The organism is Streptomyces sp. ISL-94, from assembly GCF_018614075.1.
GTDB lineage: Bacteria > Actinomycetota > Actinomycetes > Streptomycetales > Streptomycetaceae > Streptomyces.
In genome coordinates this window covers 19,433-32,780 of sequence record NZ_JAGGOZ010000061.1, presented here as the reverse complement: position 1 = coordinate 32,780, position 13,348 = coordinate 19,433, and the positions used below count along the sequence as shown (strand labels likewise).

The following is a 13,348-nucleotide window of genomic DNA, read 5'->3' as shown; positions in this document are numbered from 1 at the left end:
ATTTGCCGGTCGGTCTAAGGAGGATCTCGCCGATCTCGCCGATCTCGCCGACCTCGCCGGGCTTCCGAGGCCCTGCGGCGGCGACGAGAACGTCCGCCTGGTGGTCTGGTTCGGCTGAGCCGGCCCGCCCCGGGCCCCGGCCGGAGCCGGGCGCCGACCCGGCCTGAAGGGGCGGTCCGCACGTGCTGCCCAGAAGGCCGGCAGCCGCGGGATCTCCGTCGTCTACCGCACCCGCTCAGGGAGATTTCCGACGCCGCGCGGCGCCGGGAGCGCCGGGTAGTCGGTGTAGCCCTCCGCCCCCTGTACGTGCATCAGGTACTCGGGACGGATCTCGTTGAGCGGCGCGCCCGTGCGCAGCCGCTCCACGAAGTCGGGGTTGGCGAGGAAGCCCCGGCCCAGCGCCACGAGGTCGGCGCCCTCCGCCAGCAGGCGTTCGCCCCGCCGCTTGCCGCCGTCGGCCGCGAGCTCCTCGCGGGAGAGCACGGGGTTGGCGATCAGGGTGCCGGGCCAGTCCCGGCGGATCTGCGCGAAACGGGGGCCGTCGGGGTCGGTGTGGACCTGGTGCAGGTAGACCGGCGCCAGGTCGGCAAGGGCCTTGACCAGCGCCGGGTAGATCTCCTCGGTGTCGCCCTCCTCGACCCCGTTGACGGCCACTCCGGGCGAGATGCGTACGCCGACCCGCTCCGGACCGATGGCCTCGGCGACGGCCCGGACCACCTCGACGGTGAACCGGATGCGGTTCTCGACGGAGCCGCCCCACTCGTCGGTGCGGCGATTGGTGTTGCGGGAGAGGAACTGGTGCAGCAGGTGGCCGTTGGCGGAGTGCACCTCCACGCCGGCGAAGCCCGCCGCGACCGCGCCCCGGGCGGCGCTCGCGAAGTCTGCCACGGTCGACCTGATGTCCTCGGCGGTCATCTCGCGCGGTATGACGCCGTCCCGCAGACCGCCGGGGGTGATCAGCTGCTCCGGGAAGGGCACCGCGGACGGGGCGAGCGGCACCCGCCCGCTGGTCTCGGGGTGCCCGACCCGGCCGCCGTGCTGGAGCTGGAGGAACATCCCCCCGCCCCCGGCAGCCCGCACGGCCTCGGTGACCCGGCGCCAGCCGGCGATCTGTGCCGGGGTGTGGATGCCGGGGATGTGCGGGTAGGTCTGCCCGACGGCGTTCGGGGTGGTGGCCTCGGCGATGATCAGGCCGGCCGAGGCGCGCTGCGCGTAGTAGGCGGCCATGAGCTCGCCGGGGACACCGTCGGCCCCGGCGCGGTTGCGGGTCAGCGGGGCCATCACCAGGCGGCTGGACAGTTCCAGGCCGCCGAGACGGGCGGATTCGAAGAGGCGCGAAGCGGCGGGACCGTGCTGTGTCTGCGTCATGCCGGTACCGTAAAAGCTGACATTGATGTCAGATTCAAGAGATTCAAGAGCTGGGGTAGGGCATGCGGATCGGCGAACTGGCGGCGCGCACCGGGGTCGGTGAGCGTTCCCTGCGCTACTACGAGGAGCAGGGCCTGCTGGCTTCGGACCGGACGCCCGGCGGCCACCGGGACTTCCCCGAGCGCGCGGTCGACCGGGTCATCCGGATCCAGGAGCTCTACGTGGCCGGCCTGCACAGCGCGAAGATCGCCCAGATCCTGCCCTGTATGCGCGACGAGGACGGCGGCCCGTCGGTGCGCGCCACCCCGGCGCTGGTGGCCGAACTGACCACCGAACGGGAGCGGATCGACCGGATGATCGGCGATCTGATCCGCTCCCGCGAGGTGCTGGACGAGGTCATCGAGGCGGCGGCGGGCCGCACGACGGCTCCCTAGACGCGGCCCCTGGAACCCTTGGGGGCGCAGGCCCGCCCCCAGAGCCCGCCGCCCGAGGCCGAGCCCGCCGCCGCCGCCGAGGCTGTCCGCGCGTTCGGCCCTGTCCCGGGCCGAACGCGGAACCCTCGATCCGCCGGGTCTACTGGTGGCGCTTCAGCTCCCGCCGCGCCAGCGACCGCTGGTGCACCTCGTCCGGACCGTCGGCCAGCCGCAGCGTCCGCGCCGCCGCCCACAGCCCGGCGAGGGGGAAGTCCTGGCTCACCCCGCCCGCGCCGTGCAGCTGCACCGCGTCGTCCAGGATCCGCACCACCGCCCGCGGGGTCGCGATCTTGATGGCCTGGATCTCGGTGTGGGCGCCCCGGTTCCCAGCCGTGTCCATCAGCCAGGCCGTCTTCAGAACCAGCAGCCGCAGCTGCTCCACCGTCACCCGGGCGTCCGCGATCCAGTTCTGTACGACGCCCTGCGCGGCCAGCGGCTTGCCGAAGGCGGTACGGTCCAACGCGCGCCGGCACATCAGCTCGATGGCCCGCTCCGCCATGCCGATCAGCCGCATGCAGTGGTGGATGCGGCCCGGCCCGAGCCGTGCCTGGGCGATGGCGAAGCCGGTGCCCTCCTCGCCGATCAGGTTCGCCGCAGGGACCCGGGCCCCGTCGAAGACCACCTCGGCGTGGCCGCCGTGGTCGTGGTCCTCGTACCCGTACACCGTCATGGCCCGGCGCACCTCGACCCCCGGGGTGTCGCGCGGGACCAGGATCATCGACTGCTGGCGGCGCGGATCGGCGCCCTCCGGGTCGGTCTTGCCCATCACGATGAAGATCTTGCAGTCCGGGTTCATCGCCCCGGAGATGAACCACTTGCGGCCGGTGACCACGTAGTCGTCACCGTCGCGCTCGATCCGGGTCTCGACGTTCGTCGCGTCCGAGGAGGCCACCTCGGGCTCGGTCATGGCGAAGGCGGACCGGATCTCCCCAGCCAGCAGCGGCTGCAGCCACTGCTTCTTCTGCTGCTCGTTCCCGAACTGGGCGAGCAGCTCCATGTTCCCGGTGTCCGGGGCCGCGCAGTTGGTCGCCATCGGCGCCAGGTGCGGGCTGCGGCCGGTGATCTCGGCGAGCGGGGCGTACTGGAGGTTGGTCAGCCCGGCGCCGTACTCGGCATCCGGGAGGAAGAGGTTCCAAAGGCCCTGGCGGCGCGCCTCGGCCTTCAGTTCACCGAAGACGGCCGGGGTGTCCCAGGGCGAGGCCAGCCGCGCGCGCTGCTCGGCGGCGACGGCTTCCGCCGGGTAGACGTACTCCTCCATGAACGCGAGCAGCCGCTCGCGGAGTTCCTCGGTCCGGGCGTCGAATGCGAAGTCCATGCTGATCGGCTCCTCAGCCTTCCTGGCGGTTCTGGAATGTGTGGGGGGCCTGGAGGGTGGTCAGTCCGTGCTCGATGAAGACGGGCACCAGCTCGCCGATCCGGTCGAATCCCGCACCGACGGTCTGCCCGAGCGTGTACCGGTAGTGGATGCCTTCGAGGATCACCGCGAGCTTGAACCAGGCGAAGGCCGTGTACCAGGCGATGGCGCCGGTGTCCCGGCCGGAGCGGGCGGCGTACCGCTCGACCAGCTCGGCGGGGGTCGGATGGCCGGGCGCCCCGCTCGTCGTGCTGACCGGAGACTCGGTCAGGCCCAGGTCGGAGCTGTACATCACCAGCAGCCCGAGATCGGTGAGCGGATCGCCCAGCGTGGACATCTCCCAGTCCAGCACCGCCCGGATCGTGTCGTTCGGCTCGCCGATCAGCACGTTGTCGAGCCGGAAGTCCCCGTGCACCACGGTCGGGGCGGGGGAGTCGGGCAGCGCCCGGCCGAGCGCGCCGTGCAGCTCGTCGATTCCGGCCAGCTCCCGTCCCCGCGAGGCCGCGAGCTGCTTGCCCCAGCGGCGCAGCTGCCGGTCGAGGAAGCCCTCGGGCCGGCCGAAGTCGCCCAGGCCCACCGACTCCGGATCCACCGCGTGCAGGTCGACCAGGGTGTCCACCAGGCCCAGCACCGCCCGCCGGGTGCGCTCCGGCCCGATCGCGGCGAGCTGGCCGGCCGTCCGGTACGGCACCCCCTCCACGTACTCCATGACGTAGAACGGCGCCCCCAGCACCTCCTCGTCCTCGCACAGCAGCACCGGCTCGGGCACCGGCACGGCCGTGCCGTGCAGCGCCTCGATCACCCGGTGCTCGCGGCGCATGTCGTGCGCGGTGGCCAGTACGTGCCCGAGCGGCGGCCTGCGCACCACCCAGCGGGCGGTCCCGTCGGTGATCTCGTACGTGAGATTCGATCGGCCGCCTTCGATCAGCCGGCCGCGTAGCGCCCCGGCCACGAGTCCCGGCCGCACCCGGTCGAGATGACCGCGCAGCCGCTCCAGATCGAGGCCCCGGGGGTCGGCTGAGGCTGAGGTCATGGTGCGCACCTCCGTAGCGGAGTTGACGATGTCGGATGGAACGATGCCATCATGCCGACCAGTCGGTATGCCGTCCATAGCGCGGACCGAAAGAACCCTTCCGGGGCCCGCAAATGTCACGTCATGTGGCCTCGCACGGCATCGCGAAGCGTCACATCGCGGCGGCGGCGCGCCGTGCTGTGCGCGACAGAGTGGCAAAGGATCGGGGTCCTGCCGTTCATGCCACGGGGCGGGGGAGCGGGACCCCGGCCGCCGCGGCCGCCTCGCGCAGGGCAGGCGCCCGCCGCTCGGCGGCGGCGGTGCCGACGAGCAGGGTCCGGCGGCCGTCGCTCACGAAGCCGGCGTTGTCGAGGCGCCGGCCGCCGTCCGGCTGGACGTAGGCGTACACCCCCGGTGCGGGCCGGATGAGGTACGGATCGTCGACGGGCATCTGCGCTCTCCCCGGATCGCATGGACAGGCGGTCGGCATCCTGTCAGCCGTCGCGACCCGGAGGGAGGGCGGGTACCGCTCCTGACCGGATCCTCAGTCAGGGGCTTTACAGGCCGATGGCGTCAGTGGTCGTCGTAGTGGCCGTCGTGCTCGGCGTGCCGGTGCCCGTCGTGCACGTAGTCGACGTGGTCGCCGTGCGGGACGGCGTCGTGCCCGCAGTCCGAGCCGTGGCGGTGCGCGTGTTCGGAGTGGGTCGTGTGCCCGGGGCTCTCGCACTCGTCCCAGTGCCCGGAGTGCTCCCGGTGCAGGTGGCCGTCGTGCGCGTAGTCCACGTGGTCACCGTGGGGGACCGCCCGGTGGCCGCAGTCGGGCCCGTGGGCGTGCTCGTGCGTCGCGTGCTCCTGGTGCATGGTCGTCATGGCGCCGAGGCTAGTGCGGATCATTCGCCATCACCCGTTATGTCGCTGTGGCGCGAAGAAGCCCGATCATCCGACCATCAGCCCGGACGGTCGGCTCAGACGATCACAGCCATCGCGAACAGCGCCAGCGCCACCGTGCACGCCACCGCCGCCACCGCCGCCCGCGGCGCGAGCCCCGGGGGTCGCCCGGCCGCCAGTTCGCGGATCCGCCGGTGCGCCACCCCCAGGAACGCCAGCCAGACCAGCGCGATGATCGCCGCCCCCACCACCTCCACCGGCCCGCCGGACCCGCGCAGCGCCTGCCGCAGCGCCAGCACCGCCACCACCGAGGAGGCCAGCGTCGTACGCCGCCACGCGAGCCGGGTCCGCTCCGGCTGGAGCCCGGCGTCGCGAGGTTCCCCGTACCGCGTCACCGCCCGGTCGTCCAGCCCAGCAGCACGACCACCAGCATCACCACCGCGACCAGCCCCACCCCCGCGCTCAGCACCACGGGGAACCGCGACACCGGGAGATCCTCACCCCGCCGCATCGCCCGCTCGCACCGCACCCAGTGGTTCACGGCCCGCAGCGCGCACGCCGCACCCACCGCGAGCAGCGCGAAGGCCATCCCGACCCGCACCCCCCATCGCAGGTCCGGCAGGAACTGGTCGACCGCGAAACCGCCGCCCACCAGGGCCAGCGCGGTCCGGATCCAGGCCAGGAAGGTCCGCTCGTTGGCCAGCGAGAAGCGGTAGTCGGGGGTCTCGCCCTCGTCGCGGAGGCGCTGCGGCGCGAACCAGAGGCGCAGGTCACGCAGGAATCCGCCCTTCGGGGAATCGATCACCCCCGCAATCTACGCCGGGCCGCCGCCCGCTACCGCCCGGGCCCGGGGCCCGGGTCTCCACCCGGGCCGCCCGGCGCCCGGAACTCCCGCAGCCGCCGGTACGCCTCCAGCCCGTCGGGCACCCAGGTCCACGAACCGCCGGCCACCCGCCGCTCCAGTTCGTCCTCGTCCACGAAGTCGTGCCAGGCCACCTCCGACACCTGCGGCCGTACGGGCAACACGCACCGCACTTCGTGCACGTACGACCACCAGGCCCCGCCCGGCCCCTCGTACAGGAACTTGAACAGCGGCACGGGCTGCGGCAGCCCCCGCACCCCGAGCTCCTCCTCGGCCTCCCGCAGCGCGGCCCGCCCGTAGCTCTCCCCGGCGCCTAGCACGCCGCCCACGAACATGTCGTAGTGCGAGGGGAACACGAGCTTCGAAGCGGTCCGCCGGTGCACGAAGATCCGCCCCCGCGCATCCCTGGCCTGAACGAACACACACCGGTGCAGCAGCCCGCGGGCATACACCTCGCCGCGCGGGGCCCGCCCGGTCACCCGGTCGTCGCGGTCCACCACGTCCAGCACTTCATCAGCGGCACTCACACCCGTCATCCAACCACCGCTGTTGACTGGTTACCGCTCCGTAGCCAAAGATCTGCCCCACCACCGACGGAGGACGGGTATCGCATGACGTACGACGCAGACGTGATCGTGATCGGGGCGGGGCTCGCCGGCCTCGTGGCCACCGCCGAACTCGTCGACGCGGGCCGCAAGGTCATCCTGCTCGACCAGGAGCCCGAGCAGTCCATCGGCGGCCAGGCCCACTGGTCCTTCGGCGGGCTGTTCTTCGTGGACTCGCCCGAGCAGCGCCGCATGCGGATCAAGGACAGCCGCGCGCTCGCCCACCAGGACTGGCTGGGCACCGCCGGGTTCGACCGCGAGGAGGACGCCTGGCCGCGCCGCTGGGCCGAGGCCTACGTGGACTTCGCGGCCGGCGAGAAGCGCCCCTGGCTGCACGCCCAGGGCGTCCGCTTCTTCCCCGTCGTCGGATGGGCGGAGCGCGGCGGCTACGACGCCGACGGCCACGGCAACTCCGTCCCCCGCTTCCACATCACCTGGGGCACCGGCCCCGGCCTGGTGGAGCCCTTCGAGCGGCGCGTCCGGGCCGGCGTGGCCCGCGGCCTGGTCCAGCTGAAGTTCCGCCACCGGGTCACCGGGCTCTCCCGCACGGCCGGCGCCGTGGACACCGTGACGGGCGAGATCCTGGAGCCCTCCGACGCCCTGCGCGGCACCGCGAGCAGCCGCGAGGCCACCGGGGACTTCTCCCTCCGGGCCCAGGCCGTGATCGTGACCAGCGGCGGCATCGGCGGCAACCACGACCTCGTACGGGCGCAGTGGCCCGACCGGCTCGGCACTCCGCCGGAGCGGATGCTCTCCGGGGTCCCGGCGCACGTGGACGGCCTGATGCTCGGCGTCGCGGAGGCGGCGGGCGCCAGCCACATCAACAAGGACCGGATGTGGCACTACACCGAGGGCATCGGGAACTGGAACCCGATCTGGGCCAGGCACGGCATCCGCATCCTGCCCGGCCCGTCCTCGCTGTGGCTGGACGCGACGGGCAAGCGGCTGCCCGTACCGCTCTTCCCGGGCTTCGACACCCTCGGCACCCTCGACCACATCATGAAGACCGGCCACGACCACACGTGGTTCGTCCTCAACCAGCGCATCATCGGCAAGGAGTTCGCCCTCTCCGGCTCCGAGCAGAACCCCGACCTCACCGGCAAGTCGGTCCGCGACGTCATCACCCGCGCACGGCAGGCCGTACCCGCCCCGGTCAGGGCCTTCATGGACAACGGCGCGGACTTTGTCGTCGAGCGCGACCTCGCCGCCCTGGTGCGCGGGATGAACGCCGTGACCAAGGAGGACCTGATCGACGAGGACGCCCTGCGCCGCGTGGTCACCTCCCGGGACCGGGAGATCGCCAACCCGTTCAGCAAGGACCTCCAGGTGACGGCGATCCACGGGGCCCGCAAGTACCTCGGCGACAAGCTGATCCGCACCGCCGCCCCGCACCGGATCCTGGACCCCGCGGCCGGTCCGCTGATCGCGGTACGGCTGTCGATCCTGACCCGCAAGTCCCTGGGCGGCCTGGAGACCGACCTGTCCTCGCGCGTCCTGACGGCCGGCGGCGAGCCGCTGCCCGGCGTCTACGCGGCGGGCGAGGCGGCAGGCTTCGGCGGCGGGGGAGTCCACGGCTACCGCGCCCTGGAGGGCACCTTCCTCGGCGGCTGCATCTTCTCCGGGCGCGCGGCCGGCCGCGCGGCGGCCCAGGCGGTGGACTGACCCGGGCCGGCCCCGGCGTACGGCCGGGCCCCGGCCGCCTCCCCCGAGGCCGGGCCGGCCTCAGCCGAGCCGCTCGACGATCCGGAACCGCTCCGCCACCACCGGCGTATCGTCGTCGACCGTGAACCCCGGATCGCCGAGCAGCCCGCGCAGTTGCGCCCCGTGCCAGAACCGCTCGTGCGAAGCGCGCCATTCGGCCACCGACGCATATCCCTCACCTTCCGCCAGTGCGTGCCCCACGTCCACCTCGCCGAGCCGCAGGATCCGTACGGCCGTCACCTCCAGGACAGCCACCGGACACTCCGCGGAGTCCGTGAGCGCCGTCCGCTGCCCGGTCTGGGGCAGCGGCTCGCCCTCCGCCTCATAGGCCGCGAGCAACCCCGTCGTCGCTGTCTTCGCCCCGCTCAGCACGGCCGCGGCCAGCCTGTCGCGCAGCGGCCCGGGAAAGCCCGGCAGGTACGGGGGAAGATCGTCGTATGCCGTCACGGGGCCACTCTGCGGATCCGCGCCGACGGCCCCCGCGAACCGGCACAACCACCCCAACCCACACCATCCCCGCAGCAGTTGAAAATCGCCACCCGCTGGACTGGACCTTGACTCGGAGCTGTACGTACCGGTTTGCTGTCCGTGATCACCGGTGCGCTCACCGGCACGATCTCCGATGTGCCCGGCCTGACCAGCCGGTCACGCCGCGCACGTGCACGCTGCACGTTTTTGGCCACTGCTCACCGTTCAGCGCTCACCCCGGTCCCGGCCCGCTCCACCCCGTCCCCGTCCGCCCGCGTCCTGGAGGGAAACCCGCGGATGTCCCCGCCTCCGCCGCCCCTCGGCCGCGCCCGCAAGCGTGATGCCCAGCTCTTCGACCCGGCCCTGTGCGACGCCGAACTCGTCGACGTGCGGACCCAGTTCACCCAGGGCCGCTGGTCACGGGCCCGGTCCCTGCTCGTCGGAACCGGCGACGACTGGGACCGCCGCGGCCACCGCGTCGTCGTCCTCGCCCAGACCCCGGCGGCCACCGCCTGGGCCCGCGAATGGCTGCTCGCCGAACCCGAGAGCGCCGATGCCGCCACCCTCCTCGCCTGCGCCGCCGTCTTCAACGCCCTGCGCGGCAAGGGCACCCCGGCCGCCGCCGAGCAGGCCTGCCGGCGCGCCGCCGCCCTGCTCCCCGCCGACCCCACCCCCTGGCTCGGACTGCTCCTGCTCTCCCGCGCCTTCGGCACCGAGGAGGAGTTCAGCCGCCACTTCGACCAGGTGCGGGCCCGCCACCGCGAGCACCACCACGCCCACCACCTGATGGTCGCCAAGCTGGCCGAACGCACCTCCGGCTCCGGCCAGGACCCGCTCCACGAGGTCTACGACTTCGCGGCCTGGGCCGCCGAGGAGTCCCCGGCCGACTCCCCGCTTGCCGTGCTCCCCGTCATCGCGCACGCCGAGCGCTACCGGGTGCTCGCCGCCCGGCACGGCCACCACCCCGACGGCGCCGCCGCCCACTGGTCCGGCCGCCGTGCCCGCCAGGTCCTGCGCTCCGCCTTCGACTGGTGGCTGGAATGGGAGCGCGAGGACCACCCCCGCAACCGGGTCGACCTCAACTTCCTCGCCCACGCCAAGCTCTGCGAGGGCCGCTCCGCCGAGGCCGCCGCCCTCTTCCACCGCATCGGCCGCCACGCCACCCGCGCCCCCTGGTCCTACCCGGACCTCGACCCGCACCAGGCCTTCCTCGCAGCGCGCAGCGCCGCGCTCGGCACCGCCTGACACCGCAGTCCGAACGTCCGCACCCCCGCACCCCCGCACCCCCGAACGCCCGCACCCCCGAACGCCCGAGCCTCCGAGAGACCCACCCCCGAGAGGCCCCACCCCGAAAGGACGCCCCCATGCCGACGGGCAGATCCACCACGCTCCAGGACCCGGCCGAGATCCGCACGTACAAGGGCCAGGACCGGGCCCTGCGCGCCAACCGCCTCGGCACCGCCGGCCTGCTGCTCTCCGTACTCGCCGCCAGCGCGCCCCTGATGGTGGTCGCCGGCGTGATGCCCACCACCTTCGGCGTCATGGGCATCGTCGGCCAGCCGCTCCTCTTCGTCGTCCTGGGCCTGGTCCTCGCCCTCTTCAGCATCGGCTACGCCGAGATGAGCCGGCACGTCCACAACGCCGGCGCCTTCTACGCGTATATCGCCCGCGGCCTCGGCCCCACCGCCGGCGCGGGCGCCGCCCTCGTCGCCCTCGTCGCGTACAGCGCCATGCAGGTCGGCGTCTTCGGCATCCTCGGCTTCGAGATATCCGGCCTCTTCGCGACCTACCTCGAGATCGAACTCGCCTGGTGGATACCCGCGCTGCTCGCCGTCGCCGCCACCGGCGCCCTCGGCTGGCTCAAGATCGACCTCAACGCCAAGGTCCTCGGCGTCCTCCTCCTCATCGAGTGCGCCCTCGTCGTCGTCTTCGACCTCGCCGCCCTCGGCAAGCCCGGCCCCGAAGGCCTCTCGCTGCACGCCTTCAACCCCGAGACCCTCAGCGGCCCCGGCCTCGGCACCGCCCTCTGCTTCTGCATCGCGGCCTTCGTCGGCTTCGAGCAGTCCCCGGTGTACGCCGAGGAGACCAGCAAGCCGCACATCGTCGTCTCCCGCGTGATGTTCCTCGCCGTCGGCTTCGTCGCCCTCTTCTTCGCCCTCAGCGCCTGGGCCCTCACCGTCGCCACCGGCCCCGCCGAGGTCGTCAAGACCTCCGCCGAAGCCGGCCCCGGCCTGCTCTTCCAGCTCACCGAGGACCGCCTCGGCGCCACCTTCACCGACGTCCTGCACGTGCTCTTCGTGACCGGCATGTTCGCCGCCATGCTCAGCTTCCACAACGTGGTCGCCCGCTACGCCTTCGCCATGGGCCGCGAGGGCCTGCTCCCGGCCGCCTTCGGCCGGACCAACGCCGGCACCGGCGCACCCGGCACCGGCTCCCTCCTCCAGACCGGCATCGCCGCCGTCGTCGTCATCGCCTTCGCCGTCACCGACGACCTGCCCGCCGGCGACCCGACCGCCCCCGTCCTGCACCTGTTCACCTGGATGGGCAGCGTCGGCGCGCTCGGTGTGACCCTCCTCATGGCCGCCGCCTCCTTCGCCGTGATCGCCTTCTTCGTCCGCCGCGGCACCGCCGGCGCCCAGGTCTGGCGGCTCGTCGCAGCCGGCGCCGCCGGCCTCGCGCTCCTCGGCATCGCCGTCTACACCGTCAAGGACTTCGGCGTCCTGGTCGGCGCCGAAGAGGGCTCCGCGCTCAGCTGGGCCCTGCCCGGCATCATCGGCGCCGCCGTCGTGACCGGCCTGGTCCACGGAGCGGTGATGCGCAGCCGCCGCCCCGAGGCACACGCCCGCATCGGCCTGGGGAACGAGGCCTTCCGCCTCGACCAGGCGGCGTCGTCCACCCCGGGCGACTGACCCGCCAGACCTCGCTTTCAAGCCCCTGCGAAGCCCCCGGCACCCCTTTCCAAGGTCGTCGGGGGCTTCGACGCGTACGGGGCCGATTTTGGCGGGTAGCGGAACCCCGTGGTCTATTTGGGGCGACGAAACCACCGGACCGCAGCTCACGGGACACCACCCCAGCTCCCCTGCGCGGCCGTCCGCACCTGCCTGTCCCACCCACGAAGGCGAAGTCATACATGAGTGACCGCACCTTGACCGAGGCCACCGCCCCGGCGTCTTCCCGCCATGTCGACGCCGGCGACGAGGGCTACAGCAAGGACCTCAAGTCCCGCCACATCAACATGATCGCGATCGGCGGAGCGATAGGCACCGGCCTGTTCCTCGGCGCCGGCGGCCGCCTCGCCGGCGCGGGCCCCTCCCTCGCGATCGCCTACGCGGTGTGCGGCGTCTTCGCCTTCTTCGTCGTACGGGCCCTCGGCGAGCTCGTCCTCTACCGCCCCTCCTCCGGCGCCTTCGTCTCGTACGCCCGCGAGTTCATGGGGGAGAAGGGCGCCTACACGGCCGGCTGGCTGTACTTCCTGAACTGGTCGACGACCACCGTGGCCGACATCACGGCCGCCGCGACCTACGCCCACTTCTGGTCGCTGTTCACGGACGTCCCCCAGTGGGTCCTCGCCTTCATCGCCCTCGCCGTCGTCCTCACCGCGAACCTCATCTCCGTGAAGTACTTCGGCGAGATGGAATTCTGGTTCTCCCTGGTCAAGGTCGCCGCCCTGGTCGTCTTCCTGATCGTCGGCATCTGGCTCGTCGCCACCAGCCACCAGATCGACGGCCACACCCCGGGCCTGGCCTCCATCACCGACAACGGCGGCCTCTTCCCCTCCGGCGTCCTGCCGATGCTCCTGGTGATCCAGGGCGTGGTCTTCGCGTACGCCTCCGTCGAGCTCTGCGGAGTCGCCGCCGGCGAGACCGAGAACCCCGAGAAGATCATGCCGAAGGCCATCAACTCGATCATGTGGCGCGTGGGCCTCTTCTACGTCGGCTCGGTCGTGCTGCTCGCCCTGCTGCTCCCGTACACGGCGTACTCCTCCGACCAGAGCCCCTTCGTCACCGTCTTCGACAAGCTCGGAGTCCCCGGCGCCGCCGGCGTCATGAACCTCGTCGTCCTGACCGCGGCCCTCTCCAGCCTGAACTCCGGCCTGTACTCCACCGGCCGCATCCTGCGCTCGATGGCCATGTCCGGCTCCGCACCGAAGTTCACCGCCCGCATGAACAAGGGCAAGGTCCCCTACGGCGGGGTCCTTTTCACCGCCGCCTTCGGCCTGGCCGGCGTCGGCCTGAACAAGCTGATGCCCAAGGACGCCTTCGAGATCGTCCTGAACTTCGCCTCGCTCGGCATCCTCGGCACCTGGGCGATGGTCATGATCTGCTCGCTCCACTTCTGGCGCCGCGCGCAGCAGGGCAGGCTGGAACGCCCCTCCTACCGCCTGCCCTGGGCCCCGTACACCCAGCTCGTGACCCTGGCCTTCCTCCTCGCCGTGCTGATCCTCATGTGGTGCGACGGCGGCGTGGGCCGCACCACGGTGATGTGCGTCCCGGTCATCGGCGCCGCCCTGGTCGGCGGCTGGTTCCTGGTCCGCCGCCGGGTGGCCGAACTCGCCGCCTCCCGCGGCTGACCGTCCGGGCCCGAGAGCGCAGCCGCCTTGCCCAGGACGAACGTACT

14 protein-coding genes are annotated in these 13,348 nt (G+C 72.6%); 5 read left to right on the top strand and 9 right to left on the bottom strand.

Going from position 1 to position 13,348, the window contains the following annotated elements:
• Positions 1-222: 222 nt before the first annotated feature.
• On the bottom strand, positions 223-1,368 hold the full coding sequence (locus tag J7E94_RS19455) for an alkene reductase (protein WP_215017082.1): 1,146 nt from the start codon (positions 1,366-1,368) through the stop codon (positions 223-225).
• Positions 1,369-1,430: 62 nt separating this feature from the next.
• Between J7E94_RS19455 and J7E94_RS19450 the strand changes: the two genes are divergently transcribed.
• Positions 1,431-1,802: a MerR family transcriptional regulator gene (locus J7E94_RS19450; protein ID WP_215017080.1), complete on the top strand. Its 372-nt coding sequence runs from the start codon at positions 1,431-1,433 to the stop codon at positions 1,800-1,802.
• Positions 1,803-1,941: 139 nt separating this feature from the next.
• Here J7E94_RS19450 and J7E94_RS19445 read toward each other — a convergent pair whose 3' ends face one another.
• From J7E94_RS19445 to J7E94_RS19415, 7 genes are all read right to left on the bottom strand, one after another.
• On the bottom strand, positions 1,942-3,156 hold the full coding sequence (locus J7E94_RS19445; protein WP_215017079.1) for an acyl-CoA dehydrogenase family protein: 1,215 nt from the start codon (positions 3,154-3,156) through the stop codon (positions 1,942-1,944).
• Positions 3,157-3,169: 13 nt separating this feature from the next.
• Complete coding sequence (locus J7E94_RS19440; protein WP_215017077.1) at positions 3,170-4,228, bottom strand: phosphotransferase family protein; 1,059 nt, start codon at positions 4,226-4,228, stop codon at positions 3,170-3,172.
• A gap of 217 nt (positions 4,229-4,445) precedes the next feature.
• Complete coding sequence (locus J7E94_RS19435; RefSeq protein ID WP_215017075.1) at positions 4,446-4,658, bottom strand: hypothetical protein; 213 nt, start codon at positions 4,656-4,658, stop codon at positions 4,446-4,448.
• A gap of 122 nt (positions 4,659-4,780) precedes the next feature.
• Entirely contained in the window at positions 4,781-5,077 is a 297-nt protein-coding gene (locus J7E94_RS19430; RefSeq protein ID WP_215017074.1) for a hypothetical protein, read from the bottom strand.
• Positions 5,078-5,172: 95 nt separating this feature from the next.
• The gene (locus J7E94_RS19425; protein ID WP_215017072.1) at positions 5,173-5,490 is read right to left on the bottom strand and encodes a DUF202 domain-containing protein; all 318 of its coding nucleotides are present in this window, start codon (positions 5,488-5,490) and stop codon (positions 5,173-5,175) included.
• Positions 5,487-5,897: a DUF202 domain-containing protein gene (locus J7E94_RS19420; RefSeq protein ID WP_215017088.1), complete on the bottom strand. Its 411-nt coding sequence runs from the start codon at positions 5,895-5,897 to the stop codon at positions 5,487-5,489. The genes J7E94_RS19425 and J7E94_RS19420 overlap by 4 nt, the downstream gene beginning before the upstream one ends.
• 32 nt (positions 5,898-5,929) lie before the next feature.
• On the bottom strand, positions 5,930-6,493 hold the full coding sequence (locus tag J7E94_RS19415; RefSeq protein ID WP_251056900.1) for an NUDIX domain-containing protein: 564 nt from the start codon (positions 6,491-6,493) through the stop codon (positions 5,930-5,932).
• 75 nt (positions 6,494-6,568) lie between these two features.
• On the opposite strand from J7E94_RS19415, the gene J7E94_RS19410 reads away from it, so the two are divergent.
• A complete protein-coding gene (locus J7E94_RS19410) occupies positions 6,569-8,224 on the top strand; it encodes an FAD-binding dehydrogenase (protein WP_215017068.1) in 1,656 nt (551 codons plus the stop codon).
• 60 nt (positions 8,225-8,284) lie between these two features.
• On the opposite strand, the gene J7E94_RS19405 is transcribed toward J7E94_RS19410, so the two are convergent.
• Complete coding sequence (locus tag J7E94_RS19405; protein ID WP_215017066.1) at positions 8,285-8,710, bottom strand: ASCH domain-containing protein; 426 nt, start codon at positions 8,708-8,710, stop codon at positions 8,285-8,287.
• Between the two features lie 318 nt (positions 8,711-9,028).
• On the opposite strand from J7E94_RS19405, the gene J7E94_RS19400 reads away from it, so the two are divergent.
• From J7E94_RS19400 to J7E94_RS19390, 3 genes are all read left to right on the top strand, one after another.
• Positions 9,029-9,976, top strand: a complete 948-nt coding sequence (locus J7E94_RS19400) for a hypothetical protein (RefSeq protein ID WP_215017064.1) — start codon at positions 9,029-9,031, stop codon at positions 9,974-9,976.
• 119 nt (positions 9,977-10,095) lie between these two features.
• Positions 10,096-11,640 (top strand): APC family permease, encoded by a 1,545-nt coding sequence (locus J7E94_RS19395; RefSeq protein ID WP_215017062.1) that lies wholly within the window; start codon positions 10,096-10,098, stop codon positions 11,638-11,640.
• Positions 11,641-11,861: 221 nt separating this feature from the next.
• Positions 11,862-13,301 (top strand): amino acid permease, encoded by a 1,440-nt coding sequence (locus tag J7E94_RS19390; protein ID WP_215017060.1) that lies wholly within the window; start codon positions 11,862-11,864, stop codon positions 13,299-13,301.
• Positions 13,302-13,348: the final 47 nt, after the last annotated feature.